The organism is Lysobacter helvus (assembly GCF_018406645.1).
GTDB classification, from domain to species: domain Bacteria; phylum Pseudomonadota; class Gammaproteobacteria; order Xanthomonadales; family Xanthomonadaceae; genus Noviluteimonas; species Noviluteimonas caseinilytica.
Genome location: NZ_AP024546.1, coordinates 2,827,236 through 2,851,747, shown reverse-complemented (window position 1 = coordinate 2,851,747; position 24,512 = coordinate 2,827,236). Strand labels below are relative to the sequence as shown.

The window sequence follows — 24,512 nt, the reverse complement described above, 5'->3', positions numbered from 1 at the left end:
CCCCATCGGCGCCGCCACCGGGAATTTCCAGCTGCCGTCCAGGATCTCGCGCATGGCGCGTCAGATCCGCGTGCTGCACAACATCGGGAGCCAGGCGTACAGCGACGGCATCGCGTGCTCCATCCACGGCGCGGCGCACGTGAGGATCGCCGCCAGCAGGAGCATGGCACCGGCGATGTAACGCGCGTGCGGGAGTGCGGCGAACCGCGCGAGCCGATGCGCACCGAACGCGGCGATCAACATCGCCGGCACGGTGCCGAGGCCGAACACCAGCATCGTCGCGGCGCCACTCGCGGCGTCCTGCTGCACCGTGGCGAGCAGCAGGACGGTGTAGACGAGGCCGCACGGCATCCAGCCCCACACCATGCCGAAGGCGATGGCGCGCGGGAGCGAGCTGACCGGCAACAGTTTCCGGCCAACGGGCGCGAGATGGCGCCAGACATTCCCGCCGATCACGCGGCCCGGTTCGCGCAAGCCCCCGAAGGCGACCAACGCCGTCAGCAACAACACGAGCGCCGTGAGCACGCGGAGCGTGCGGCGCACGGCTTCGATGTCGAGCAGGCCCACCAGCGCTCCCAATGCGCTGGCGACCAGCACGCCGGCCAGCATGTAGGAACTGATGCGGCCCACCTGGTACCCCACGAGCAGCACCGGGCGCGTGCGACCGCGTGCGTCCTTCGCCGTCGCCATGCCCAGCGCCGCCGTGATGCCGCCGCACATCGCCAGGCAATGCCCGCTCGCAGCCAGCCCTAGCAGCAACGCCGCGCTCAACGTCAGCAGGCCGGTCACGGCGGCCGCTCCTCTCCCGGCGGATCGTCGAGCGGCAGCAGCGCCGGCGTGTCCATGTCGTCGAACTGATCGTGGTCGACGGCCCAGAAGAACACCGCCACCGCCGCGCCCACGAACAACAGCGACAACGGGATCATCAGCAGCAGGATGATCATGCCCACCGCCTCCGCAACGCCGCGCGTGCGTCATGGGCAGGCGGGTTGATCGCATCGATGCGCCACGTGTTCAGCACCACGCCGAACGAACTCAACGCCATGCCGAACGCCGCCAGCCACGGCGGCACGAAGCCGAGCGCCGCCAACGGCATCGCGGCGAAGTTGTAGAACAGCGCCCATCGCTGGTTCTGGCGGACGATCGCGAGGGTCTGTCGCGCCATGTCGCGCGCCGGTGCGATCACATCCAGGCGTCCGCGCGCGAGCACGATGTCGCTGCTGGCCTGTGCCAGCTCGGCGCCTTCGGCGAGCGCGATGCCGACGTCCGCGCCTGCCAGCACCGGCGCATCGTTGACGCCGTCGCCGACCGCCACCACACGCGCACCCGTGGCACGCAACGCCGCCATCCAGGCCACCTTGTCGGCCGGCGATTGGCGCGCGCGCCATTCGGACACCCCGAGGCGCTGCGCGATCTCCGCGACGCGCTCCGGGGCATCGCCGCTCGCGATCGAGACCGTCATGCCCTGCTGCTGCAAGGCCGCGATCGCGGCACGTGCATCGGCGCGCACGGATTCCGACAACCGGAAGGCCGCGATCGCACCCGCGTCGTCGGCGAGCACCACTGCATCGTCGCAAGCCATGGGCACGGGCAGCCCACCGAGCGCGAAGTCACTGCGCCCGAGCCGCACAGTCCGGCCATCCAACGTGGCGCTGATGCCCAGGCCCGCGTGCGACACCACATCGCCGAGGGCATCGTCGACCTGATCGGCATGCGCCGCCGCGATGGCCCGCGCAATCGGATGACGGCTGCGACGCGCGAGCGCTGCGGCCATGCGCAGCGCGTCATCGCGCGCGATGCCGTTCAACGGCACGACATCGGAGAGCGACAACGTCGTGTCCGTCAGCGTGCCCGTCTTGTCGAACAACACATGCGTGCACCCTGCCAGGTCCTGGATCGCGTCCGGTTTCACCACCAGCACGCCGTGCTGCGCCAACGCCGCGACCGCGCGCGTGATGGCCACCGGCACCGCCAGCGCGAAGGCGCACGGACACGAAATCACCAGCACGGCGACCGATGCCGTCAACGCACGCGAAGGATCGACGACGCTCCACGCGATGGCGACCACCGTCGTCAACGCGAGCACGCAGGCGACGAAGCGCCCCGCCGCACGTTCGCCGACACGCGCCAGTCGTGGCCGTTCCGCTTGCGCGCGGCCCACCAACGCGGTGACGCAGGCGAGTGCCGTGTCGGCGCCCACGCGCGCCACGCGCATGCGCACCGGTCCGCGTTCGAGGATGGACCCGGCGATGAGCACGTCGCCGCGCTGCTTGCGCACCGGCGCGGATTCGCCGCTGAGCAAGGCCTCGTTGGCGCTGCACTGCGCATCGAGCAGCGTCCCGTCGGCGGGCACGATGCCGCCTTCCGCCACGTGCACGCAGTCGCCGATCCGCAGCGTGTGCACCGCGACGCGACGCAATGTCCCGTCCGCCTCCTGCCGCTCGGCGAACGGCGGCGCCAGGCGCGCCAACGCATCGGTGAGATCACCGGCGCGGTGCCGCGCACGCATCTCGAGATAGCGGCCTGCCAGCAGGAAGAACACGAACATCGAAATCGAATCGAAGTACACCTCGCCGCTGCCGCGGAGCGCTTCGAGCAGGCTGGCCGCGTACACGGTGATGATTGCGAACGCGACCGGCACGTCCATGCCCAACTGCCCTGCCCTGAGCGAACGCAAGGCACCCGCAAGGAACGGCTTGGCCGAATAGAACACGACGGGCGTGGCGACCAGGAAGCCGAACCAGCGCAGCAGGTCGCGCGTGGGCGCATCGGCGGCGGCGCCGAGGTAAAGCGTCGGCGCATACATCATCGCCTGCATCGCGCCGAAGGCCGCGACCAGCAAGCGCTTGAGCGCGGTGCGCGATTCGTCGCGGCGCGCATCGTCGAGCCCCTTCGCATCCAGCGGACGCGCACGGAATCCGATCCGGGGCAACGCTGCCACGATCCGCGCGAGCGTCGTCTCCGGTTCGCGCCACACCACGCGCGCGCGGCGCGAAGCGGCGTTGACCTGGATGGCCACGATGCCCGGCATGGCGCCGAGCGCGCGCTCGATCAGCCAGACGCACGCCGTGCAATGGATCCCTTCGACAAGCAGCAGGCTTTCGCGCAGGCCGGCGCCGAGGTCGCGCACGACATGGCGCGCGTTCTCGCCTTCGAGCCACGCCGTGTCGACGGCGTCGGTGGCGGCATCGGACAACGCGATGCCGGGCGCCGTGCGCAACGTGTAGTACTTCTCCAGCCCGAGGTGTTCGATCCATTCCGCGGCGGCCCGGCACCCCATGCAGCACATCGCGCGCATCTGCCCCGCGATCCGCACCTGGAGGTCGATCCCCGGTGGCAACGCTTCGCCGCAATGCCAGCAGCGTCGCTCTGGCAGGTTCATGGCGGCGGCGGCGTTTCCCGCGCGACCGGTACGCGCAGCACGGTGTCTTCGGCGACAGGCCCCGGGTCGGCGGGAAGCCGGGAGGCGAACACGATCAATCCGATGCAGCCGGTGACCGAGGCCAGCAGGATCGACAACGCGAGCCAGAGCACGGGCTGCTGGTACCAGCGCTCGCCCGGGGCGGCCATGCCTACTTTCCTGCCGGGCGTCCGTGCGCCGCTTGCGCCACCACCCAGGCCGCGACGAGGCGCGATTGATCCACGCCCAGTCGCGTGCGCCAGGCCGGCATGACGCCGGTGCGACCGTCACGGATGCTCGTCGTGATGTCCGACCAATCGTTGCCGTACAACCAGGTCTGGTCCGCGAGGCTCGGCGCGATCGTCGCGCGGCCCACGCCGCCCGGCCCGTGGCACGACACGCAGAACATGTCGTAACGCTCGTGCCCGGCCTTGACCTGCCAGTCGCGACTCGCGTTGCCGCTCAGGCTCTGCAGGTACGACGCCACTTCTTCGACACCGTCCTTCTGCAGCGCCTGGCCCCACGGCGGCATCACCGCGCTGCGGCCATCGAGGATGCTTGCCAGGATCGCGTCCTCGCTGCCGCCGAATTGCCACACGGCGTCGGTGAGATCGGGTGCGCCCACGTGCGGATTCCCGCGCGCGCCCTTGCCATGGCAGGCCGCGCAGTTGTCCTGGAACAGGCGCCCGCCGACGTCGATCGCGTTGCGATCCTTCGCCAGCTGCGCGATGGTCATCGCGCGCCACGGGTTGTTCTGCGAGGCGCGCTTCGCCGTATTGGCCGCGGTGTCCCGCTGGTGTTGTTCGGGCGAACTCCACCCCAGCACGCCCGCGAAGTTGCCGAGCCCGGGATACAGCACGAGGTAGCCGATCGCCCACGCGAAGGCCCCGATCGACACCGCCACCCACCACCACGGCAGCTTGTGCAGGCCTTCGCGGATGCCATCCCAGTTGTGCCCGGTGGTGCCGTCGTCCTGCACGGGGATGTGCACGCGCAGCCCCCACGCGAACAGGAACAGGCTCACGCCGATCGTCACCACGGCCAGCACGACCACCCAACCCGACCAGAATCCGCTCATCGGTCGTCCTCGTCCGTGTCGTGCATCGGCAGCCGCGCCATCGCGTCGAATTTGCGCTTGTGGCGCGGGCGCCACGCCCAGTACCAGATGGCCACGAACACCACCGTCATCAGCACGATGCCGGCGCCGATCAAATTGCCCCAGATCGGATTCATGGCGCTTTCGCCGCGATGCCGCTGCCGGACGCCGGATGCACGCCCAGGCCCTGCAGGTACGCCACGACGGCGTCCAGTTCGGTCTTGTGCAGGACCATGTCCGGCGCACCCGCGATCTGCGCGTCGGTGTAGGGATCCCCGAGCGTGCGCAGTACGCGCATCCTGGCCTGCACCTCCTCGCCGTTGATGTACGTGTGCGAGAGCCACGGGTAGTCCGGCATGTTCGATTGCGGCACGACGCTGCGCGGCGCTTCCAGGTGCACGCGATGCCACGCATCCGAATACTTGCCGCCGATGCGTGCGAGGTCCGGCCCAGTGCGCTTGGAGCCCCACTGGAACGGGCGGTCGTACACCGAGTCGCCGAGCGTCGAATACTCGCCGTAGCGTTGCGTCTCGAAGCGCAACGTCCGGATCATCTGCGAATGGCAGGTGTAGCAGCCTTCGCGCACGTAGATGTCGCGCCCGACCAGGCGCAATGCATCGTAGGGCTTGACGCCCGGTGACGGCTTGATCGAATTGGCCTTGATGAAGAGCGGCGTGATTTCCGCCAGGCCGCCGAACGACACCATGATCGCGATCAGCACGCCCAGCAGGCCCGCGTGCTTCTCGACCGTTTCGATGTGGCGGTATTTCAGGCCCATGGTCGGTCACCCCTTCGCCGGCAACGGTGGGGGCACCTGCAACGGCGTGGGCTCGTGGATGTCCTGCGGGATCGGCACCAGCACGGCCTTGATGGTGCGTTTGCGCGCCTGCGCGGCGGTGCACCACAGGTTCCACACCATGATCACCATGCCGCTGAGCACCAGCACGCCGCCGAACAACCGCGCGATGTAGAACGGGCGGATCGCGACGAGGCTGTCGAGGAAGCTGTGGACGAGCTGGCCGTCGGCGTTGGTTTCGCGCCACATCAGGCCCGCGGTGAGCCCGGAGGACCACATCGACACGATGTAGATGAGCAGCCCGACGGTGTGCAGCCAGAAGTGCACGTTCATCGCGCGGACCGAATGCATCTGGGGCCGGCCCAGGGCCTTCGGCGCCATCGCGTACAGCGAGCCGATCGCGATCATCGCCACCCACCCGATCGCGCCGAAATGCACGTGCGCCACCGTCCAGTCCGTGTCGTGCGTGAGCGAGTTGACCGACTTGATGGCCATCATCGAGCCTTCGAACGTCGTGCCCGCGTAGCAGACCAGCGCCAGCACCATGAACTTGGCCGCGGGGTCCACGCGCACCTGGTGCCACGACCCGTTGAACGTCATCAGGCCGTTGGCGGCCGAGCCCAGGCTGGGCATCAGCAGCAGCAGCGAGAACGCCATGCCGACCGACTGCACCCAGTCCGGCAGCGAGGTGTACAGCAGGTGGTGGGAACCGGCCCACATGTACACCGAGATCAGCGCCCAGAAATTGATGATCGAGAAGCGGTAGCTCCACAGCGGCTGCTGGGCCTGGCGCGGCACGAAGTAATACATCATCGCCAGGAACCCGGCGGTCAGGAAGAACGCCACGGCGTTGTGGCCGTACCACCACTGCACCATCGCGTCGACGCCGCCCGAATAGATCGGATACGACTTGCCGATCGACACCGGGATCACCAGGTTGTTGACGATGTGCAGCAACGCCACGGCGATGATGAACGCGCCGTAGTACCAGTTGGCCACGTAGATGTGGCGGATGCGCCGCTTCGCCAGCGTCGCGAAGAACACCACCGCGAAGCTCACCCACACCACGGCGATGAGCAGGTCGATGGTCCATTCGGGTTCGGCATATTCCTTGCTCTGCGTGTACCCGAGCGGGATGGTCACCAGCGCCAGCACCATCGCGGTTTGCCAACCCCAGAACACGAACGTCGCCAGCCGACCGAGCGCGAGGCGCACGTGCCCGGTGCGCTGCACGACGTAGAAGCACGTGCCCATCAGCGCCGAACCGCCGAAGGCGAAGATGATGGCGAAGGTGTGGTCGGGGCGCAGCCGCCCGAACGACAGCCACGGCGTGTCGAAATTCAGCGCCGGCCAGACGAGCTCCGAAGCGACGTACACCCCGAGCGACATGCCCACGACGCCCCACAGTGCCGCGGCGAGCAGGAACAGCCGGATGACCTGGTCATCGTAGGTTTCAGCGTTCGGCACGGCATCGGTCCACCGGCGCGCGGGAATGCACGGGGGGACACTAGGTCCGCGGGAGGCGGGGGTTCAATTGGGCATTGGCCCAACGAGGCGGACCGAAACGTGTGGGAGATGGCGGAGGGAGTGGGATTCGAACCCACGGTTGTCTCTCGACAACGCCGGTTTTCAAGACCGGTGCCTTAAACCACTCGGCCATCCCTCCGGATCGCGCGCACTTTACGGGCTCCCCTGCCCAGCGACAAATCCGGAGGGACGCGCAGCCTCAGTGGATCAACGGCACGCCGAAGCCCGCGCGGAACTCGGCTTCGTCCAGGTTGCCGTCCTTGTTGGTGTCCAGCCACTGGAAGCGGGTCTCGCCGCCGCGGCGCAGTTCTTCGTCGCTCAGCACGCCGTCGCCGTTGCGATCGGCGTTGCGGATGCGGTCGGCGGCGGACGGCTGGCCATCCTGCTGCGGGCCGAGGATCGCCTGCACTTCGGCGGCGGAGATGCTGTTGTCGTGGTTGGTGTCGATGGCATCGAACGTCTTCTCGTTGCCGTACTCGTCTTCGCTCACCTTGCCATCGCGATTGGTGTCGAAGGCGGCGAAGCGGCTCTTGGCGTCGTGGCTGGCGGCCGGATGCGCCACCTGCGCCACGCCGGCACCCGCCAGCAGCAGCCCCACGGTGAGCGATACGGCAGAGACGGTGCGCGAAACGGTCATGGCGGACTCCTTGGGTGGCGTCGAATCGAAACGCTAGCAGCGGGCGCGAACGGCCGTCGTCACGCGCCGATCACGTGCATTTTTCGCGGATGCGCGCAGCATTCCCGGCACGTGCACGCGCACTGCACGTTATTGAATGCGCGATCGAAAAACACACGGGAATTCGTGCGTTTTTTGTCCGCGCGACACTCACGCGCACGTTGCAATGATCGAGGAGAGAAAGCTTCGTCGGCAGCGAAGCTACAGGGTGGCTCGGCAATGAACGCACGTCTCATGCTGTTGTTCGCAGGTGGCCTGGCCGCCGGCGGGGTGATTGCCGCCGCAGGCGAAGTCATCACCACGCCCGCCGAGTCGACGACCGTTCCCGCCGATTTCCGCTTCCGTCCCGAAGTGCCCTTCCAGTCGTTGAAGGAAGTGCCGACGTGGAGCGAACTCGAACGCATGCTCGACAACCCTTACGCGACGACGACGTGCCCCAACGATGCGTCGGGCCAGGCCGCGCTCGGCAACGCACAGGGATTCGCGGCGCGCTGCACCACGATCGTGCGCCGGCGCGCGTACCTGCCACCGGGCTGCACCTACGATCCGTCGACCGGCCTGCCGCCGTGCAACGACGCGCTGCTGCCGCGCTTCACCGTGCAGCCGTTGAACTACAACGCGCTCACCGGCGAACAGTTCCGCCTGCTCAATCCCGCGTTCGCGGGCGTCGCGAATTTCGCAGGGCGCGGTGCGATCTCCGCCGGCAGCACGCGCATCCGCCCGGGCGATGCACCCGCGATCGACTACAACAGCCCGCTCGTGTCCGACGGCAGCGATCCGGGCGAGCCCGCCAACTACTCCGGCGCAGCGGTGTGCGGCAACGACACCTTGAGCGGCTGGGTGGAAACGCGACCGCAATGCGTCGGCAACACCGGGCGCCTGTTCGATCCGACGCCGCTCGCCAACGCGCAGCCGCGCGGCATCGTGCTGGCGCTACGCAAGCCGAGCATCGGCCAGAACTACCTGGTGAATTCCGACGCCGCCCTCGCCGGCCGCGCGCAGGCGCTGCGCCCGTCGAACCCGAATGACTACATCCAGGACCGCGACATGGCCACGGCGCTGGGCAAGGCGCTGTTCTGGGACATGCAGCTGGGCAGCGATGGCGTGCAGTCGTGCGGCTCGTGCCATTTCTCCGCCGGCGCCGACACACGCATCCGCAACCAGCTCAACCCGAACGTGCTCGGCGGCGACACCGACCTCGAACTGTTCCGCAACCGCCACCTCACCACGCCGGAGAACGCAACCGACCAGGACGTCAACCGCGACATCGCCGCGAGCGACTTCCCCACGCATCGCCTCGCCAACGAAGGCATCCCCGGCGAACCGCTGCTCAATCCCACCAACGTCACGCGCGACACCAACGACGTGCTCGCCTCGATGGGCGTGCGCCTGCGCCGCTTCGACAACATCCGTACGCCCGGTACGGCCGCGTTCGGCACCGCCGACAACGGCGTGCGACCGCTCCTGCCCGACCTCGGCACGGTGATCACCGATCCGATCGCGCTGTACGCGGGCAAGCGCCGCGTCGAACCGCGCAACACACCGACGATGATCAACGCGGCGTTCTACTACGACAATTTCTGGGACGGCCGCGGCCGCCACGATTTCAACGGCGGCAGCGTGTTCGGTGCGTCCGATCCGCAGGGCCACGTGTACGTCAACAACGGCGGCACGCTGGTGCGCACGCGGCAGTTGATCCGCTTCTCGAGCATCGCCTCGCAGATCGTCGGGCCCGCGCTGTCGAATTTCGAAATGTCGTTCCAGGGCCGCAGCTGGCCCAAGATCGGCAAGAAGCTGCTGCAGGGCACCGGCACCGCGACCAATCCGAACGTCACGCCGCTCGCCGGGCAACTGGTCGCGACGACCGACAGCGTGCTCGGCCCGTTCTCCAACCAGGGCGGCTCGCGTTGCATCGCGCTCGGGCGGCCCACGGCGGCCAATCGTCCGGGCCTGTGCCTGACGTACAAGGAAATGATCCAGCAAGCGTTCTTCCCGACGCTGTGGCAGAACACCACCAACCATCTCGACGGCGTCGCCGCGGTGTGCACCAGCGCGACCAACGGCGTGGTGACGCCCGCCGGCTGCGATCCGTTCGATGGATTCGTGCTGAACATCGGCGCGGGCCCGCCGACGACGAGCCGCTCCAGCTTCAACCAGATGGAAGCGAACCTGTCGTTGTTCGCGGGCCTGGGCATGCAGGCGTACGTGGAGATCCTGATCTCCGACGACACGCCGTTCGACCGCTTCCTCGACCGCAATCCGCAAGCGATGCGCGGCTTCAACGGCACGCTGCCGTTGTGCACGGCGACCACGCCGGTCAATCGCCAGCCCTGCCTCACCGAAACGCAGGGCTTCACGCGCGCGATCGTCGCCGGGCAACCGGATCGGCTGTTCGGCATGGATCTGTTCTATGGCACCAACCTCACGGGTCGCAATCCGAACTTCCGTGCCGCACGTTGCGGCAGTTGCCACGCCGGTGGGCTGATGTCCGCCAATGCGGTGGATCTCGTCGGGCGCCTGACGCAAGAGGACTTCAACCGCGAGTTCAGCACGCCGGGCACCAAGCTCCCGGTCAAGCCGATCGGCAAGCCGCGCCTGGCGTCGGGCTTCGCGCTCGAAGCGCTGGTCAACGACAACTCGGTGGGCGCGATCCGGCGCGACCTGTTCGATGCGGCGCGCGCGGATGCGCAGGGCAACTCGCGGCCGGAAGGCGCGTCGTTCTTCGACGCGGGCATGTACAACATCGGCGTGCGTCCGATCGCGGAGGATTCGATCCGCGGCGGCAACGACGGATGGGGCTGGCCGCTCGCGCTGGCGAGCCTGATGCTGAAGAACGTCGGCGGCACCGCGATGATCCCGGGCGGCACGCTGGCCGCGTTCGATCCCGATGGCGATCCGTCGTGCGCACCCAATTGCACCACCGGCAACCTGTTCCCGCGCACCGCCCAGGATCCGCGCATCAACCCGGGCTTCCGCGCCGTGCCGATCACGCCGCGCCTGCCGCCGACGCTGGCGCCGTGGGCGAGCAACGTCAACGTGGGCACCACGCACCCACAGGTCGGCGAAATCGCCGGCGGCTTGAACACGCGCACCAGCGTGCCGATCCAGGACGGCTATCTCGATGTGCTCGGTCCGTTCAATCCTAGCGCCCGCCTCAACCAGCAATTCAACAACGGCGATGGGCCGCTGATGGGCACCGCGCCGCAGATCAACCGCGTCGCGCGCACGGGCGGTGCGAAGGTACCGGGCCTGCGCAACGTCGAACTCACCGGGCCCTACTTCCACAACGGCGGCAAGCTCACGCTGCGCCAGGTCGTGAACTTCTATGCGCACGGCGGCGACTTCCCCGTCACCAACGCCGCGCACAAGGACTTCAACGTGGTGGACCTGGACCACGACAACCAGCTCGTCATGACGTCCGCGGATCGCATCGCGGTGACGGCGTTCCTGCTCACGCTCACCGACGAACGCGTCGCGCGCGAACAGGCGCCGTTCGATCGCCCCGAGCTGATCATCCCGGTCGACGGGCGCGCGCCGGACAACACGGTCGGCCGGCAGAACATGCTCTCGCAGACCACGGCCGTCAGCGCGTGCGGCACTGCGATCTGCTTCCGTCGGCTCACCGCGGTGGGTGCGGCGGGCCATGCGACGCGATTGCCGGCGTTCCTCAACGTCGCCAACGTCGTCACCGCGGGCGACAACAACGATCACTTCGACCAGTGAACACCCGCACGACGGCGCTGCTGGTCGGCATCGCGGTGATTGCAGCGCTCGGATTGACGACGGTGCAGCGCGAGCGCGCGCATGCAGCGACGGCGAGTGCGCGGGCGGTGATGGCGGGGACGGCTGCCGCGGGCAGCGACGCCGACGTCCAGACTGAAGCGCAACGCACGACGCCAGGCGTGATCGCCGGCGTGCCGAAGTCGCGCATGGTCGTGGCCTATCGCCTGGACCCGAGCGTCACCAGCGGGCTGTTCATGGGCGATCGCTGGGTGACACCCGAGCGTTATGCGTTCGCGCAGGAAGGGACCAAGTTCGTCGTGCAGGCGAAGATGCAGGCGATCGACGATGAAGGCAGTGATCCGCTGGACCTCAGCGGCAACTGGGCGTCGCGCGATCCGGAGATGGTGGCGCTGACGCGCGAGGCCGATGGGGTGGTGACGATCGAGGTCCGCAAGCCGGGGCGCACGGAACTGGTGGCGAGCGCGGGCGGACAGACGCGGACGCTGCAGGTGACGGCGAAGCAGACGCCGGATTCGATGCAGGTAGCGATCGTGCAGCCGGCGCGCTAAGTTTCGCGCGATTCCCCTACGAGTCTTCCGTCATGATCGTTCGCATGTGGCATGGGCGTGTGCTTGCTTCGCAGGCGGATGCGTACCTGGCGTTCCTGGAGGCGCGGGCGATTGCCGACTATCGCAGCGTGCCGGGCAACGTTGGGGTGCAGTTGTTGCGGCGCGAGGATGGGGATGTGACGCACTTCATTACGTTGACGCATTGGGCGTCGATGGAGGCGATCGCGGCGTTTGCGGGGGAGGATGTGGAGCGGGCGAAGTATTACGAGGAGGATGCGGCGTTCTTGCTCGAGTACGAGACGAAGGTCGTGCATTACGAGGTGGCTGCGTCGGGTTGACGCTCGTCATTCCCGCGAAGGCGGGGATCCGGCTCTTCGCTCAGCATCACTGCAAAAGCCCGCTAGAGGTGAAGTCCGCGTCGCCCGAACCCGCGGCGTGGTAAGAATTTCTCGCCGACGTGGCGGCGAAAATTCTCACCCCACCACGGGCTGGGGCATCACCATTCGAGCCTTTTCGATCAAGGGGCCGACCTTGATTCGAGGTCGCTGGCGTGCGTGTGACGCACGCGCAACCCAATCATTGCTTTCGCGGCAAGCAAGAGCAGCGCGTCGTTAGCGTGCGGGGGCGACGATGGGGGGCGCGGGTTTGCGGCGTTCTTTTCCGTTGCCGTTGGCCTTGTCTGCGGGGGCGCAGTTGCGGCAGTGGAGGCTGGATTCTTCGATCAACGCGGGCATGCGTTCGGCGAGGTAGTCGATCATGGCGCGCACGGCGGGGAGCAGGCCGCGGCGCGAGGCGAAGACGAGGTGGGCGATGCCTTGCGGGAGGCGCCATGCGGGGAGGACGACTTCGAGTTCGCCGGCGCGGATGGCTTCGGCGCACAGGGTTTCCGGCAGCATGGTGATGCCCATGCCCTGGCGTGCGAGGGCCATGAGCATCGGGAAGTCGAAGCCGGAGAGGCGCGGCTTCAACTCGATGCGGCGCGATTCGCCGCTGGCGTCCTGCAGTTCCCAGCGCTGACGCGCCTCGTCTTCGTTCATGCTGAGCGTGACGTGGTCTTTCAGTTCTTCGGGGGCGGTCGGGCGGCCGGCGCGATCGAGGTACGCGGGGCTGGCGACCAGCAGTTCCTGGATCTGGCCGAAGGTGCGCAGCACCAGGCTGCCGTCGTCGTCGAGTTTGTTGCGCACGCGGATGGCGAGGTCGAAGCCTTCGTTGATCACGTCCACGCGGCGGTTGCTCACGTGCAGTTGCACGCGCACCTGCGGGTACTTGGCCAGGAACTCGGGCATCAGCTGCGGCACCATTTGCTGCGCGATGCTCACGGGCAGGCTCAGGCGGATCACGCCGCGCGGTTCGGAGCTCAGGCGATCCACGACTTCGCGCGCGGCCTTCGCTTCTTCCAGCATCGATTGCGCATGCCGGTGCACGGCGTTGCCGACGTCGGTGACGGCGAAGCGGCGCGTCGAACGCTGCAGCAGGCGCACGCCGAGTTCGTTCTCCAGCGCGCTGATGCGGCGCGAGAGGCGCGACTTCGGGATGCCGAGCGCGCGTTCGGCCGCGGCGAAACCGCCGTTGTCGACGACGGCGGAGAAGTAATAGAGATCGTTGAGGTCCTGCATGGCGCTCCCTTTAACCGTGAAAGGCGGTCCGTATGGCTGAGCTTGGACAGCCATCATCCTACAATTGCAACAATACGTGATGCTAGGCCGCCTTTATTCCATGGATGCAACGGCCTACCTTACGTCCCAACGCAGCAACCCCGCTGCCTTGCATCGAGGCACCGCCATGAAGCTCCTCCATCTCGACTCCAGCGCCCTGGGCGCGAACTCCGTCACCCGCGAGCTGAGCGCGGCGATTGTCGCGCGTTGGCAGGATGCTGTCCCGGGTCTGACGGTCGATTATCGCGATCTCGACAACAATCCCCTCCCCCACCTCACCGGCGAGGTCCTCACCGGCGCCGACGTGGCCGCCAAGGCCGACGGCGACGCGACGATGGACCAGTTCCTCGCCAGCGACGTCATCGTGATCGGGGCGCCCATGTACAACTTCGGTATCCCGTCGACGCTGAAGGCCTGGATCGACCGCGTGGCGGTGGCCGGCAAGACGTTCCGCTACACCGAGAACGGGCCCGAAGGCCTGGCCGGTGGCAAGACGCTGGTGATCGCCAGCGGTCGCGGCGGCATGTACGGCGACACGAGCCCGGCGGATTTCCAGGAAGCCTACCTGCGTCAGGTGTTCGGATTCCTGGGCGTCACCGACATCACCTTCGTGCGTGCCGAAGGCGTGGCGTATTCGCCGCAGCATCGCGAGGATGCGTTGAAGGCAGCACATGCGGCCATTCCGGTGCCGTTGCGCGAAGCTGCGTAAAGGCCGGGACCGGGGACCAGGGACGAGGGACCAGGAACGTCAAACGCAAAAAGCCGCGCAGCGATGCGCGGCTTTCTGTTTTTCCCCGGTCCCTGGTCCCTGGTCCCCGGTCCCTGGTCCCCGGTCCCCGGTCCCGATTCACGAAATCTGTTCAACCCCCCCCATGTACGGCCGCAACACGTCCGGCACCGTGATGCTGCCGTCCGCGTTCTGGTTGTTCTCCATCACCGCGATCAACGCGCGGCCCACGGCGACGCCCGAACCATTCAACGTATGCACCGGCTCCGGCTTGCCGGTCGACGGATTGCGCCAGCGGGCCTGCATGCGGCGGGCCTGGAAGGCTTCGCAGTTGGAGCAGCTGGAGATCTCGCGATACGTGTCCTGCGACGGCAGCCAGACTTCGAGGTCGTAGGTCTTCGTGGCGCCGAAGCCCATGTCGCCGGTGCACAGCAGCACGCGGCGGTACGGCAGGCCGAGTTTTTCGAGCACGACTTCAGCGCAGCGCGTCATGCGGTCGTGTTCGGCGTACGACTCGTCGGGGCGCGCGATCGACACCAGTTCCACCTTCTCGAACTGGTGCTGGCGGATCATGCCGCGCGTGTCGCGGCCATGGCTGCCGGCTTCGGCGCGGAAGCACATCGAATGCGCGGTCATGCGCATCGGCAGCTGGTTGTCGTCCACGATCACGTCGCGGACGATGTTGGTCAGCGGCACTTCGGACGTCGGGATGAGGTAACGCCGGCCGCCTTCGTCGCCGTGCACTTGCGTCGCGAACAGATCGTCTTCGAACTTCGGCAGCTGGCCGGTGCCGCGCATGCTTTCGGCATTGACCATCAGCGGCACGTTGGTTTCTTCGTAGCCGTGGTCGTTGGTGTGCAGGTCGAGCATGAACTGCGCGAGCGCGCGATGCAGGCGCGCCAGGCCGCCGCGCAGGATCGTGAAACGCGCGCCGCTGAGCTTGGCGGCGGTATCGCCGTCCAGCCAGCCATGGCGCGCGCCGAGCTCCACGTGATCCTTCACCGCGAAATCGAACACGCGCGGCTTGCCCCAGCGGTGGATCTCGACGTTGTGCGCTTCGTCGGCGCCCAGCGGGACGTCGGCGTGCGGCAGGTTGGGGATACCGAGCGCGAGGATTTCGAGCTCGCCGCGGAGGCGTTCGAGTTCGATCTCCGAGGCCTTGAGCTCGTCGCCGAAGCTGGCGACTTCGGCCATCAGCGGCGCGACGTCCTCGCCCTTCGCCTTCGCCATGCCGATCGCCTTGCTGCGCGTGTTGCGCAGGTTCTGCAATTCCTGGGTGCGGACCTGCAGGCGCTTGCGCTCGGCCTCCAGCTGTTCGATGTGCGCGACCGGCAGGTCGAAGCCGCGGGTGGCCTTGAGGCGGTCGGCGACGTCGGCGGGATGGCTGCGCAGGAGGGCGGGGTCGAGCATGGGGAGGTCGGGGGCGTTTCGGTATGGGGGCTGAATTATGGCCTGTGGATCGCGCGCGCGCTGACGGGACGCCAATCCCGTGCGTGACAGAATCCAGCGGTCCCGCGACATCCCCCGGCGAGGTCCCCATGTCCCCTGCTGTAAAATCCGTGCTTCCTTCGATGCGCGGCACGCTCCTGATCCTCGGCGCGCTGGCCCTGGGCCTGGTGGTGTTCCTCGTCGTGTGGATGAACGCGCGCGGCGAACACGTGGCCACCGCGCCCGTGGCGCCGACGAGCCAGGAGCCGGGATTCGCACCGTTGCCCGCGCCGATGCAGGGCGATGCGGCGGGCGCGAGCGGGATGGAAGAACCGGATGAAAACGCGTCGGCAGACCGGCCGCGCGTGATCGAAGCGCCACGCCCGGTCGCCCCGGTGGCGCCGCGGCCCGTGCCGCCGCCGACGATGGCCTCCGCTGCACCGGCGACGATGCCGGTGCCGGTGTCCTCGCCCTCGCCGCGCTATCCGCAGCGCGCGATGCGGCGGAATGAAACGGGCACGGTGCGGCTCGCGGTGGACGTCGGGCCGGATGGCGTGCCGTCGGATGTGCGCGTGGAGAGCAGCAGCCTGTCGCGCGACCTGGACAAGGCCGCGGTGGATGCGGTGCGCCGGTGGCGGTTCAAGCCGGCGATGCGGGGTGGGCAGGCGGTGGCGGAGACGATTGTCGTGCCGGTGGAGTTCAAGCTTTAAGGATCGACGCGATCTGGGCGTCCCCTCCCGGCCTCCCCGCGGAGCGGGGAGGAGACAAGCGGTTATGCGGCGCGGAGGTTGAAACCGGACTTGCGCGCCAGCGAATCGAACGCCGGGAACGACGTCGCCACATTCGCCACATCCGCGATCCGCACTTCGTCCTCCGCCAACTGGCCCGCGATCGCGAACGCCATGGCCACGCGATGATCGCCCTGCGAGGCCAGGCTGCCGCCGCGCAGCGTGCCGCCATGGATCGTCGCGCCATCGGCGGCTTCTTCGATTTCGATGCCCAGTGCGCGCAAGCCTGCGGCCATCGTGGCGATGCGATCGGATTCCTTGACGCGCAACTCGGCGGCGCCACGCACCACCGTCGCGCCTTTCGCGCATGCGGCCGCGACGAACAACGCGGGGAACTCGTCGATCATGTCCGGCACTGCGTCGCGCGGAATTTCGATGCCATGCAACGGGGCGTGGCGCACGCGCAGGTCGGCGAGCGCTTCACCGCCCTCCTCGCCTGCATCGGTTTCCTCGATCTGCGCGCCCATCTCGCGCAACACGCGCAGCAACCCGGTGCGCCGCGGGTTCATGCCGACGCGACGCAAGGTGACGTCCGATTCCGGGATCAGGCTCGCAGCCACGAGGAAGAACGCCGCCGACGAGAAATCCGCCGGCACCGACACATGCGCCGCCGTCAACCGATGCCCTCCCGGCAGGCGCACCAGGCCCGGCGAGAATTCCACCGGCCAGCCGAACGCCTGCAGCATCCGCTCGGTGTAGTCGCGCGTGGGATGCGGCTCCTGCACGCGCGTTTCGCCCTTCGCGTACAGGCCCGCCAGCAGCACCGCAGACTTCACCTGCGCGCTCGCGATCTCCGAGCTGTATACGATGCCCTGCAGTTCCTGGCCGCCGGTGATGCGCAGCGGCGGGAAACCATCGTGCGCGGCGATCTTCGCGCCCATGCGCGACAGCGGATCCAGCACGCGCCGCATCGGCCGCCGCGTCAGCGACGAATCGCCGATCAGCACGCTGTCGAACGCCTGCGCGGCGAACAAGCCCGCCAGCAAGCGCATGCCCGTCCCCGCGTTGCCGCAATCCAGCGGCGAATGCGGTGCGCTCAAACCATCCAGGCCCACGCCATGCACGATGCGCGTGCGCGAGGCCGGCACTTCGATCTTCACGCCGAGCCGTTCGAAGATCGCCGCGGTCGCGCGCGTGTCTTCGCCTTCGAGGAACCCATCGATCTGCGACGTGCCATCGGCCAGCGCCGCCAGCATGATCGCGCGGTGCGAGACGGACTTGTCGCCCGGCACGTCCAGCACGCCGTGCAACGGCGTCCCGCGTGCGGCGATCCAGTCCTGTTGCAGCGGGTCCTTCGCGTTCATCGCATCTCATCCAGGGCGGCGAGGAGCCGCCGGTTTTCGTCGCGATCGCCCACCGTGATGCGCAGGCACTGCGGCAGACCATACCCGCCCATGGGGCGCAGCACGAGGCCACGTTCGAGCAGGCCGGCTTCGAACATCGGCGTGTCGGCGCCGAATTCGACCAGCAGGAAATTGGTCATCGACGGATGCACGAACCACCCGCGCGACGACAACGCCTCGCTGAGCTTCGCACGCTCCTCGGCGTTGCGCGCGAGTGCCCAGCGCATGTGCGCGTCGTCGGCCAGCGCGGCTTCCGCCGCCGCCAGGCCCACCAGGTTCACGTTGAAGCTTTCACGCACGCGCTCCATCACCGCGACCCAGCCGGGATGCGCGACCGCATACCCCACGCGCAAGCCCGCCAGCGCATGCGCCTTGCTGAAGGTGCGCGTGACCACGAGGTTGGGATGCGAAGGAAGCAGCGACAACGCGGTCGCGCCATCGTCGACGAATTCCGCGTACGCCTCGTCGACCACGACGATCACCGTGTCGGGCACGCGCGCCAGGAACGCGGCGAGCGCGTCGATGGCGAACCATGTGCCCGTCGGATTGTTGGGATTGGCGAGATACACCACGCGCGTGCGCGGCGTGATCGCGTCGGCCAATGCGTCGAGGTCATGTCCGCGCGGCATCGCATGCGATCGCGGCAATGCCGGCGCGCGCACGAGCGTCGCACCCGCGGCTTGCGCCGCCAACGCATACACCGCGAAGCCGAACTCCGACGCCACGATCTCATCGCCCGCACCCGCGAACACCTGCCCCACCTGCATCAGCAATTCATGCGAGCCGTTGCCAAGCAGGAGTTGCGGGACTTCGACGCCGAGTTTCGCGGCCAGGGCGCGTTTCAAGTCGCCGCCCAGCGGATCGGGATACCGATGCAGCGAGTGCAAACAATCCAGCACCGCATCGCGGGCGGCCGCCGATGGGCCCCAGGGATTTTCATTCGACCCGAGTTCGATCAACCCCGGCCCCACGCGCCGCCGCCACGCCACGAGATCGTGGCCGGGATCGTAGGCGCGCAATCCACGAATGCCGGGCTGCGCCAGCGCTTCGAAACCCACACCGTCTGAAGTCATGGCACGGCCACCGGATACGACCCCAGCACGGTGACGTTCTCGGCAAAGTCTTCCAGGTCCGCCAGCGCATCGCGCAACGGCGACTCTTCCACGTGCCCGCCCGCATCGATGAAGAACGCGTACTGCCACAGCCCGGTATGCGCGGGCCGCGACTCGATGCGGTTCATGCTGATGCCGCGACGCGCCAGCGGTTCCAGCACCTTGAACAGCGCGCCCGGCTGGTCGCGCACGAACACCATGATCGACGTGCGGTCATGTCCGGACGGCGGGAACAGCGCCCGCCCGATCACCAGGAACCGCGTCGTGTTGTCCGGGCGATCCTCGATCGGCCCCGCCACCACTTTCAATCCGTACACGTGCCCCGCGTTCTCGCCGGCGATCGCCGCCGAGTCATCCGCGTTGCGCGCACGCCGCGCCGCTTCCGCATTGCTGGCCACCGCATGCTTCTCCGCCTGCGGCAGGTGCTGCCGCAACCACCCGCGGCACTGCGCGAGCGACAACCCGTGCGAATACACGCGTTCGATGTCTTCGATATGCCCCGTGCGCGACAGCAAGTATTGATGGACGCGCAATTCCACTTCGCCGCAAATCTTCAGCGGCGAGGTGATGAACATGTCGAGCGTCGACTGGATGGTGCCCTGCCCCGAGTTCTCCACCGGCACCACGCCGAAATCGGCGTGCCCCGCGGCGACCTCGTCGAACACTTCCTCCACGCTCGCCAGCGGCAGCCCTTTCGCCGAATGGCCGAAGTGCTTGTGCACCGCCTGCTGCGAGAACGTGCCTTCCGGCCCGAGGTAACCGACTTTCAGCGGTTCCTGCTGCGCCAGGCACGCGGACATGATTTCGCGGAACAGCCGCACCAGCACGTCGTCGGCCAGCGGGCCTTCGTTGCGGTCCACCACGCGGCGCAGTACCTGCGCTTCGCGTTCGGGCCGGTAGTAATCCACCGCGGCGGCGAGCTTGCCCTTCGCCTTGCCGACCTGCCGCGCCCACAGGGCGCGTTCGGCGATCAGGGATTGGATCTCGCGATCGATGCCATCGATCTGCGCGCGCACCGCCGCAAGATCCGGTTGCGCGCCCAGCGACTCCGGCACCGCCGCAGCCACGCGTTTGGTGCGCGGCGCGGGTTTCGCCTTCGACGGCGGTTTCGCCTTAGCCATGGCGCCGCATGAAGTCCCGCATGAAATCGGCCAGCGCCTGCACGCCCGCCTCGGGCATCGCGTTGTAGATCGACGCGCGCATGCCGCCGATCACGCGGTGGCCCTTGAGCGCGATCAAGCCGGCGTCCTTGGCTTCGGACAGGAAGGGTTTGTCGAGCGCTTCATCCTTGAGGAAGAACGGCACGTTCATGCGCGACCGGACGGCCGGGTCGACTTCGTTGCGATAGAAGCCGCCGCTCTCGTCGATCGCCGAATACAGCAGCGCCGACTTGCGCGCGTTGCGCTGCGCGAACTCGGCCACGCCGCCTTCGTCCAGCATCCACTGCACGGTGAGGCCGAGCATGTACCAGTTCCAGGTGGGCGGCGTGTTGAGCATCGACTCGCCCTTGAGCTGCGAGCGGTAGTCGAAGATGTCGGCGCGCGGCTGGCCGGCGCGTTCCAGCAGGTCGCGGCGGACGATGGTGACGCTGATGCCGACCGGCCCCAGGTTCTTCTGCGCGCCGGCGTAGATCACGCCGAACTTGCCGATGTCCAACGGTTCGCTGGCGATCGAGGAGCTGAAGTCCGCGACCAGCGGCACGTCGCCGACGTCCGGGATCTCGCGGAACTCGACGCCGTGGATGGTTTCGTTGGCGGTGATGTGCACGTACGCCGCATCGGCGGCGAACTGCCAGGTGCTGCGCGCGGGAATGTTGCGATAGCCGTCGGCCTCGCTGCTGGCCGCGACATGCGTGGCCACGTACGGCCCGGCCTGCTTCAGCGCCGTCTTGCCCCAGTGCCCGGTCACGACGTAATCGGCCGGCTGGCCCGGCTGCGCGAAGTTGAGCGGGATCAGCGCCTGCTGCGTGGTGGCGCCGCCCTGGGTGAACAGGACCGCGTAGTCGTCGGGGATGGAGAGCAGCGCGCGCAACGCGCGCTCGGCGCTGGTGGCGACTTCGAGGAACTCCGGCCCGCGATGGCTGATCTCGACGATCGACGCACCCGCGTCGCGCCACTCCAGCATTTCCGACTGCGCCTGGCGCAACACCGGTTCGGGAAGGGTCGCCGGACCGGCGCTGAAGTTGTAGGCGCGGGACATGTCGGCGAAAGCTCCTGAATGGTGGCGGGCCAGTATGCAACAGGAGAATTGGAGTGGAAGCACTCTTCGCATCCGCTGGATGCTTTCGCACGTAACCTTCCGGTGCCCTCGGGCGAATTGCTCTACCAAAGGAGCCCGACATGAGCCTGCGCGACGCCCTCAACATCCCCGCTTCGCAGATCACCGACGAGGCGGTCTACGCCGATCGCCGACGGCTGCTGGCTGCCTTCGCCGCGATGCCCACCCTGGCGCTGTCGGGCTGCAGCGATGCCGCGCCCCCGCCGCCGCCGTCGAAGACCATCGTGACCCCGGCACAGGCGAGTTCCGGCTTCCGCACCACGGAAGAGCTGACGCGTTTCGAAGACGCCACCAGCTACAACAACTTCTACGAGTTCGGCAGCGGCAAGGCCGACCCGTCGCAGGCGAAGAAAACCCTGCGCACCAAACCCTGGACCGTCCTGGTCGGCGGCGAATGCGCCAAGCCCGGCCGCCTGTCGCTCGACGACCTGCTGAAGGGCTTCAAGCCCGAGGAACGCATCTACCGGCTGCGCTGCGTGGAAGGCTGGTCGATGGTGATCCCGTGGCTCGGCGTGCCGCTGGGCCCGGTGCTCAAGCGATTCGAGCCCACCTCGAAGGCGAAGTACGTGGCCTTCGTGACGCTGGGCGATCCGGTGCAGATGCCGGGCATCCGCTATCCGATCCTCGACTGGCCGTACCGCGAAGGCCTGCGCATCGACGAGGCCATGCATCCGCTCGCGTTCCTGGCCACCGGGCTCTACGGCAAGGCGTTGCCGCAGCAGAACGGTGCGCCGCTGCGACTGCTCGTGCCGTGGAAGTACGGGTTCAAGGGGATCAAGTCGATCGTGCGCATCGAGTTCGTCGAGAAGATGCCGGAGACCGCGTGGCACGCCTCGCAGCCGAGCGAGTACGGCTTCTTCTCCAACGTCAATCCGAACGTCGACCATCCGCGCTGGAGCCAGAAGACCGAGCGCCGCATCGCCGGCACCGCGAGCAAGCTGTTTGCAGAACGCATCCCGACGAAGCTGTTCAACGGCTACCCGCAGGTCGCATCGCTGTACGCGGGCATGGACCTGAGGAAGTGGTTCTGAGCGCGAAGCGCCGCACGCCGGCGGGGATCATCGCGGCGAAGACCGTCGTGCATGCGCTCGCGCTGACGCCGGCCGCGTGGCTGGGCTGGCAGGTGTGGACGGTTTCGCAGACCGGCAGCGACGCACTGGGCGCCGATCCCGTCGCCGAAATCGAACATCGCCTCGGCCTGTGGGCGCTGCGCTTCCTGATGCTCGCGCTCGCGGTCACGCCGTTGCGGCAACTCACGGGCCAGGCCGTGCTGGTGCGCTTCCGCCGCATGCTCGGCCTGTACGCATTCTTCTACGCGACCCTGCATTTCAGCGCGTACCTCGGCCTGGACCTGCGCGGTTACTGGACGCAGATCTTCGCGGAGATCGTGAAGCGGCCCTACATCACCGTCGGCTTCACCGCGTGGTTGTTGCTGCTGCCGCTCGCGATCACCTCCACCACCGGGTGGATCAAGCGCCTCGGCCGCAACTGGGCGCGCCTGCACAAGCTCGTCTACGCGATCGGCGTGCTCGCGGTGCTGCATTTCTGGTGGCTGGTGAAATCGGACATCCGCGAGCCCGCGTTGTATGCGGGGATCCTGGCGGTGTTGCTGGGGTGGCGGGTGTGGAAGAAGTGGGGGGCGGCGCGGGTTGGGCGGGTGACGACGCCGTCGGTTTCGCGGGCGGGGGTGATGCCCTTGAAGAGCGGGAACGGGGAATAGGGAACAGGGAAAGGGCCGGAATCGGGTGGGTGGACCACCTTCAGGCGCGGAGGTGGCTTGCCTTTCGGTACGCCGCCACTGACCAGTACGACACGCCTGACAACATCATTGCCCCGGCTAACAGGTAGCGCCACCAAGGCCAGGACGTGTTCTGCTGAGTGACGAGCAAGAAGATCGGAAAGGACACCAGGTACACGGCAAACAAGCGCAAGAACCAAGGCGGCAGCAATCCGCCGTAGCTGCGACGGTTGAAAACAAGTCGCACGCCCAACGTGACCACCCACAGGCTCGTCGCGCCAAGGATCAGACCGCCGATCAAGCCGCGGCCGTTGTCACGATCAAAGAGCACCTTCAGCAGCGACACCGCGAAGCAAAAGAGCGCGACGAAGGCCACGAACAACCCCGCACACACACGCAGAAGCGCCGCGCCAGCGCGCAACGGCCCAGGCAGCCTACGACGCGGAAGGGTATCGAGCTTGTCTGGTTCGCCGGGCGGCGGAAGTTCGGTCATCCCGCTCTTGCCTCACCCCGGCGACCCGAACCACAGAATCGCACTGATCGCCCCCGCCAGCAGCAACGCCGCCAGCAACAACCACGGCAAGCGCCGCGCGGTATTCCGGTTGCGCGTCGCACTCGTCTGCGCGAAGTCGATGTCGTCCGGTAACTCCGGCGCCATCGCGTCGTGCGGAATGTTGGGCCGGCCCGGTGCTTCGACGACGAACCGCTGGTGCGCATCGAACACGATCTGGTCGCCGGTGCGCAGCACGGCGTCGCGCACCGATTCGCCGTTGACGACGCTCGGCTCCGCGCCCGGCAGGCTGCGCAGCAGCACGTTGCCGCCCTGCACTTCGATGCGGGCGTGGCGTTCGGCGAAGGCGGGGTCGTCGATGCGGATGTCGGCTTCGACGCCGCGGCCGATGATGCGCGGGCGTTCGAGGGTGAAGCTGCGGCCGTGGTACTGGCCGCCCACGCCGCGCAACAGGATGCGCGGATCGCCTGCGTCACCGACGCCGTTGGCGGCCGGCGGCAGCGCGCGATCGCCCTTCGGGCCGAGCAGCAGCAATTCGTTGCCGTCGACGTAGATCGCATCGCCGACGCGCAGCATCGCCATGCGCCGCACCGGGCGGCCATTGACGTGCACGGTGCGCGCGCCCTCGCCCAGCGTCAGCCAGACGCCGCGGCGATCGATGCACAACTGCGCCATCGCTGCGCCCTTGTCGGGCACGGGCGCGAGCGTGCCGTCCGCGGCGCGCCCGATGCCATGCAGGCCCGGGCCGACCGCGAGGTCGGGCTGGTTCGAGTTCGTGAAGCGCAATCGCAAGGTATCCACCGCGCGGGAATCTAGCATGCGTGCACAATGCGTCCACTCTAGTTGCCAACAATTTCCCCGGAGCCCGCCATGTCCCAGATCGATATCCGCCATCCCCACGCACTGCCGACGGCCCAGGCACGCAAGGCCGTGCAGGAAGTCGCGGACAAGCTGGACGCGCGGTTCGGGATGGAAAGCCGCTGGGAAGGCGACACGCTGCATTTCTCGCGCTCGGGCGTGGATGGCCACATCGCACTGATGCCGAAGGAATTGCACGTCACCGCGAAGCTGGGGTTCCTGCTGTCGGCGATGAAGGGCCCGATCGAACAGGAAATCCGCCGCGTGCTGGGCGAACGCTTCGCCTGA

At 67.9% G+C, this 24,512-nt stretch carries 25 protein-coding genes and 1 tRNA gene; 8 read left to right on the top strand and 18 right to left on the bottom strand.

The window, feature by feature from the left end:
- Nucleotides 1-60 precede the first annotated feature (60 nt).
- The 10 genes from LYSHEL_RS13965 to LYSHEL_RS13920 form a co-directional block, all read right to left on the bottom strand.
- The gene (locus LYSHEL_RS13965; RefSeq protein ID WP_213434659.1) at nt 61-789 is read right to left on the bottom strand and encodes a sulfite exporter TauE/SafE family protein; all 729 of its coding nucleotides are present in this window, start codon (nt 787-789) and stop codon (nt 61-63) included.
- A complete protein-coding gene (ccoS, locus tag LYSHEL_RS13960; RefSeq protein ID WP_213434658.1) occupies nt 786-944 on the bottom strand; it encodes a cbb3-type cytochrome oxidase assembly protein CcoS in 159 nt (52 codons plus the stop codon). Before ccoS ends, LYSHEL_RS13965 begins: the two co-directional genes overlap by 4 nt.
- Complete coding sequence (locus LYSHEL_RS13955; RefSeq protein ID WP_213434657.1) at nt 941-3,382, bottom strand: heavy metal translocating P-type ATPase; 2,442 nt, start codon at nt 3,380-3,382, stop codon at nt 941-943. The genes ccoS and LYSHEL_RS13955 overlap by 4 nt, the downstream gene beginning before the upstream one ends.
- On the bottom strand, nt 3,379-3,570 hold the full coding sequence (locus LYSHEL_RS13950) for a hypothetical protein (RefSeq protein WP_213434656.1): 192 nt from the start codon (nt 3,568-3,570) through the stop codon (nt 3,379-3,381). Before LYSHEL_RS13950 ends, LYSHEL_RS13955 begins: the two co-directional genes overlap by 4 nt.
- Nucleotides 3,571-3,572: 2 nt before the next feature.
- Nucleotides 3,573-4,478, bottom strand: coding sequence for a cytochrome-c oxidase, cbb3-type subunit III (gene ccoP / locus LYSHEL_RS13945; RefSeq protein WP_213434655.1), 906 nt, complete (start codon nt 4,476-4,478; stop codon nt 3,573-3,575).
- Nucleotides 4,475-4,633 (bottom strand): cbb3-type cytochrome oxidase subunit 3, encoded by a 159-nt coding sequence (locus LYSHEL_RS13940; RefSeq protein ID WP_213434654.1) that lies wholly within the window; start codon nt 4,631-4,633, stop codon nt 4,475-4,477. The genes ccoP and LYSHEL_RS13940 overlap by 4 nt, the downstream gene beginning before the upstream one ends.
- Entirely contained in the window at nt 4,630-5,268 is a 639-nt protein-coding gene (ccoO, locus tag LYSHEL_RS13935; RefSeq protein WP_213437838.1) for a cytochrome-c oxidase, cbb3-type subunit II, read from the bottom strand. Before ccoO ends, LYSHEL_RS13940 begins: the two co-directional genes overlap by 4 nt.
- Before the next feature lie 12 nt (nt 5,269-5,280).
- Nucleotides 5,281-6,759: a cytochrome-c oxidase, cbb3-type subunit I gene (ccoN, locus tag LYSHEL_RS13930; RefSeq protein WP_213434653.1), complete on the bottom strand. Its 1,479-nt coding sequence runs from the start codon at nt 6,757-6,759 to the stop codon at nt 5,281-5,283.
- Nucleotides 6,760-6,868: 109 nt separating this feature from the next.
- Nucleotides 6,869-6,958 (bottom strand) — tRNA-Ser (locus LYSHEL_RS13925).
- Nucleotides 6,959-7,018: 60 nt separating this feature from the next.
- Nucleotides 7,019-7,456, bottom strand: coding sequence for an EF-hand domain-containing protein (locus LYSHEL_RS13920; protein ID WP_213434652.1), 438 nt, complete (start codon nt 7,454-7,456; stop codon nt 7,019-7,021).
- A 258-nt stretch (nt 7,457-7,714) separates the two neighbouring features.
- Here LYSHEL_RS13920 and LYSHEL_RS13915 point away from each other — a divergent pair, with 258 nt between their 5' ends.
- Genes LYSHEL_RS13915 through LYSHEL_RS13905 form a run of 3 tightly spaced genes read left to right on the top strand, consistent with a single transcriptional unit; the run spans nt 7,715 to nt 12,125 of the window.
- Nucleotides 7,715-11,218: a cytochrome c peroxidase gene (locus LYSHEL_RS13915; protein ID WP_213434651.1), complete on the top strand. Its 3,504-nt coding sequence runs from the start codon at nt 7,715-7,717 to the stop codon at nt 11,216-11,218.
- A complete protein-coding gene (locus LYSHEL_RS13910) occupies nt 11,215-11,787 on the top strand; it encodes a hypothetical protein (protein WP_213434650.1) in 573 nt (190 codons plus the stop codon). The genes LYSHEL_RS13915 and LYSHEL_RS13910 overlap by 4 nt, the downstream gene beginning before the upstream one ends.
- A 32-nt stretch (nt 11,788-11,819) precedes the next feature.
- A complete protein-coding gene (locus LYSHEL_RS13905; RefSeq protein WP_213434649.1) occupies nt 11,820-12,125 on the top strand; it encodes an antibiotic biosynthesis monooxygenase family protein in 306 nt (101 codons plus the stop codon).
- 273 nt (nt 12,126-12,398) lie between these two features.
- On the opposite strand, the gene LYSHEL_RS13900 is transcribed toward LYSHEL_RS13905, so the two are convergent.
- Nucleotides 12,399-13,403 carry a LysR family transcriptional regulator gene (locus LYSHEL_RS13900; protein WP_213434648.1) on the bottom strand — a complete coding sequence of 335 codons (1,005 nt, stop codon included), beginning with the start codon at nt 13,401-13,403 and terminating at the stop codon, nt 12,399-12,401.
- A gap of 166 nt (nt 13,404-13,569) precedes the next feature.
- Here LYSHEL_RS13900 and LYSHEL_RS13895 point away from each other — a divergent pair, with 166 nt between their 5' ends.
- Nucleotides 13,570-14,151: an FMN-dependent NADH-azoreductase gene (locus LYSHEL_RS13895; protein ID WP_213434647.1), complete on the top strand. Its 582-nt coding sequence runs from the start codon at nt 13,570-13,572 to the stop codon at nt 14,149-14,151.
- 138 nt (nt 14,152-14,289) lie between these two features.
- On the opposite strand, the gene serS is transcribed toward LYSHEL_RS13895, so the two are convergent.
- On the bottom strand, nt 14,290-15,579 hold the full coding sequence (gene serS, locus LYSHEL_RS13890) for a serine--tRNA ligase (protein WP_213434646.1): 1,290 nt from the start codon (nt 15,577-15,579) through the stop codon (nt 14,290-14,292).
- 161 nt (nt 15,580-15,740) lie between these two features.
- On the opposite strand from serS, the gene LYSHEL_RS13885 reads away from it, so the two are divergent.
- Nucleotides 15,741-16,307, top strand: coding sequence for an energy transducer TonB (locus tag LYSHEL_RS13885; protein ID WP_213434645.1), 567 nt, complete (start codon nt 15,741-15,743; stop codon nt 16,305-16,307).
- Nucleotides 16,308-16,369: 62 nt separating this feature from the next.
- On the opposite strand, the gene aroA is transcribed toward LYSHEL_RS13885, so the two are convergent.
- From aroA to serC, 4 genes are read right to left on the bottom strand one after another with little or no spacing between them, the layout of a single operon-like run.
- Nucleotides 16,370-17,689 carry a 3-phosphoshikimate 1-carboxyvinyltransferase gene (gene aroA, locus LYSHEL_RS13880; RefSeq protein WP_213434644.1) on the bottom strand — a complete coding sequence of 440 codons (1,320 nt, stop codon included), beginning with the start codon at nt 17,687-17,689 and terminating at the stop codon, nt 16,370-16,372.
- On the bottom strand, nt 17,686-18,801 hold the full coding sequence (hisC, locus tag LYSHEL_RS13875) for a histidinol-phosphate transaminase (RefSeq protein WP_213434643.1): 1,116 nt from the start codon (nt 18,799-18,801) through the stop codon (nt 17,686-17,688). Before hisC ends, aroA begins: the two co-directional genes overlap by 4 nt.
- On the bottom strand, nt 18,798-19,961 hold the full coding sequence (gene pheA, locus LYSHEL_RS13870; RefSeq protein ID WP_213434642.1) for a prephenate dehydratase: 1,164 nt from the start codon (nt 19,959-19,961) through the stop codon (nt 18,798-18,800). The genes hisC and pheA overlap by 4 nt, the downstream gene beginning before the upstream one ends.
- Nucleotides 19,954-21,039 carry a 3-phosphoserine/phosphohydroxythreonine transaminase gene (serC, locus tag LYSHEL_RS13865; protein ID WP_213434641.1) on the bottom strand — a complete coding sequence of 362 codons (1,086 nt, stop codon included), beginning with the start codon at nt 21,037-21,039 and terminating at the stop codon, nt 19,954-19,956. Before serC ends, pheA begins: the two co-directional genes overlap by 8 nt.
- A 140-nt stretch (nt 21,040-21,179) precedes the next feature.
- Between serC and msrP the strand changes: the two genes are divergently transcribed.
- Entirely contained in the window at nt 21,180-22,148 is a 969-nt protein-coding gene (msrP, locus tag LYSHEL_RS13860) for a protein-methionine-sulfoxide reductase catalytic subunit MsrP (RefSeq protein ID WP_213434640.1), read from the top strand.
- Nucleotides 22,149-22,174: 26 nt separating this feature from the next.
- Nucleotides 22,175-22,837: a protein-methionine-sulfoxide reductase heme-binding subunit MsrQ gene (msrQ, locus tag LYSHEL_RS13855; RefSeq protein ID WP_244858759.1), complete on the top strand. Its 663-nt coding sequence runs from the start codon at nt 22,175-22,177 to the stop codon at nt 22,835-22,837.
- Nucleotides 22,838-22,877: 40 nt separating this feature from the next.
- Here msrQ and LYSHEL_RS13850 read toward each other — a convergent pair whose 3' ends face one another.
- The gene (locus LYSHEL_RS13850) at nt 22,878-23,348 is read right to left on the bottom strand and encodes a hypothetical protein (protein WP_213434639.1); all 471 of its coding nucleotides are present in this window, start codon (nt 23,346-23,348) and stop codon (nt 22,878-22,880) included.
- A gap of 12 nt (nt 23,349-23,360) precedes the next feature.
- A complete protein-coding gene (locus tag LYSHEL_RS13845) occupies nt 23,361-24,185 on the bottom strand; it encodes an FHA domain-containing protein (RefSeq protein WP_213434638.1) in 825 nt (274 codons plus the stop codon).
- Nucleotides 24,186-24,236: 51 nt separating this feature from the next.
- Between LYSHEL_RS13845 and LYSHEL_RS13840 the strand changes: the two genes are divergently transcribed.
- On the top strand, nt 24,237-24,512 hold the full coding sequence (locus LYSHEL_RS13840) for a polyhydroxyalkanoic acid system family protein (RefSeq protein WP_213434637.1): 276 nt from the start codon (nt 24,237-24,239) through the stop codon (nt 24,510-24,512).

Excerpts from the sequence above, each read along its gene's own strand:
- hisC (WP_213434643.1), bottom strand. The coding sequence starts at position 18,801 with ATGACTTCAGACGGTGTGGGTTTCGAAGCGCTGGCGCAGCCCGGCATT.
- pheA (WP_213434642.1), bottom strand. The coding sequence starts at position 19,961 with ATGGCTAAGGCGAAACCGCCGTCGAAGGCGAAACCCGCGCCGCGCACC.
- LYSHEL_RS13915 (WP_213434651.1), top strand. The coding sequence starts at position 7,715 with ATGAACGCACGTCTCATGCTGTTGTTCGCAGGTGGCCTGGCCGCCGGC.
- ccoP (WP_213434655.1), bottom strand. The coding sequence starts at position 4,478 with ATGAGCGGATTCTGGTCGGGTTGGGTGGTCGTGCTGGCCGTGGTGACG.
- LYSHEL_RS13885 (WP_213434645.1), top strand. The coding sequence starts at position 15,741 with ATGCGCGGCACGCTCCTGATCCTCGGCGCGCTGGCCCTGGGCCTGGTG.
- LYSHEL_RS13950 (WP_213434656.1), bottom strand. The coding sequence starts at position 3,570 with ATGGCCGCCCCGGGCGAGCGCTGGTACCAGCAGCCCGTGCTCTGGCTC.
- LYSHEL_RS13905 (WP_213434649.1), top strand. The coding sequence starts at position 11,820 with ATGATCGTTCGCATGTGGCATGGGCGTGTGCTTGCTTCGCAGGCGGAT.
- serS (WP_213434646.1), bottom strand. The coding sequence starts at position 15,579 with ATGCTCGACCCCGCCCTCCTGCGCAGCCATCCCGCCGACGTCGCCGAC.
- LYSHEL_RS13900 (WP_213434648.1), bottom strand. The coding sequence starts at position 13,403 with ATGCAGGACCTCAACGATCTCTATTACTTCTCCGCCGTCGTCGACAAC.
- aroA (WP_213434644.1), bottom strand. The coding sequence starts at position 17,689 with ATGAACGCGAAGGACCCGCTGCAACAGGACTGGATCGCCGCACGCGGG.
- LYSHEL_RS13920 (WP_213434652.1), bottom strand. The coding sequence starts at position 7,456 with ATGACCGTTTCGCGCACCGTCTCTGCCGTATCGCTCACCGTGGGGCTG.
- LYSHEL_RS13850 (WP_213434639.1), bottom strand. The coding sequence starts at position 23,348 with ATGACCGAACTTCCGCCGCCCGGCGAACCAGACAAGCTCGATACCCTT.
- LYSHEL_RS13940 (WP_213434654.1), bottom strand. The coding sequence starts at position 4,633 with ATGAATCCGATCTGGGGCAATTTGATCGGCGCCGGCATCGTGCTGATG.
- LYSHEL_RS13955 (WP_213434657.1), bottom strand. The coding sequence starts at position 3,382 with ATGAACCTGCCAGAGCGACGCTGCTGGCATTGCGGCGAAGCGTTGCCA.
- msrP (WP_213434640.1), top strand. The coding sequence starts at position 21,180 with ATGAGCCTGCGCGACGCCCTCAACATCCCCGCTTCGCAGATCACCGAC.
- serC (WP_213434641.1), bottom strand. The coding sequence starts at position 21,039 with ATGTCCCGCGCCTACAACTTCAGCGCCGGTCCGGCGACCCTTCCCGAA.
- ccoS (WP_213434658.1), bottom strand. The coding sequence starts at position 944 with ATGATCATCCTGCTGCTGATGATCCCGTTGTCGCTGTTGTTCGTGGGC.
- LYSHEL_RS13840 (WP_213434637.1), top strand. The coding sequence starts at position 24,237 with ATGTCCCAGATCGATATCCGCCATCCCCACGCACTGCCGACGGCCCAG.
- LYSHEL_RS13895 (WP_213434647.1), top strand. The coding sequence starts at position 13,570 with ATGAAGCTCCTCCATCTCGACTCCAGCGCCCTGGGCGCGAACTCCGTC.
- LYSHEL_RS13845 (WP_213434638.1), bottom strand. The coding sequence starts at position 24,185 with ATGCTAGATTCCCGCGCGGTGGATACCTTGCGATTGCGCTTCACGAAC.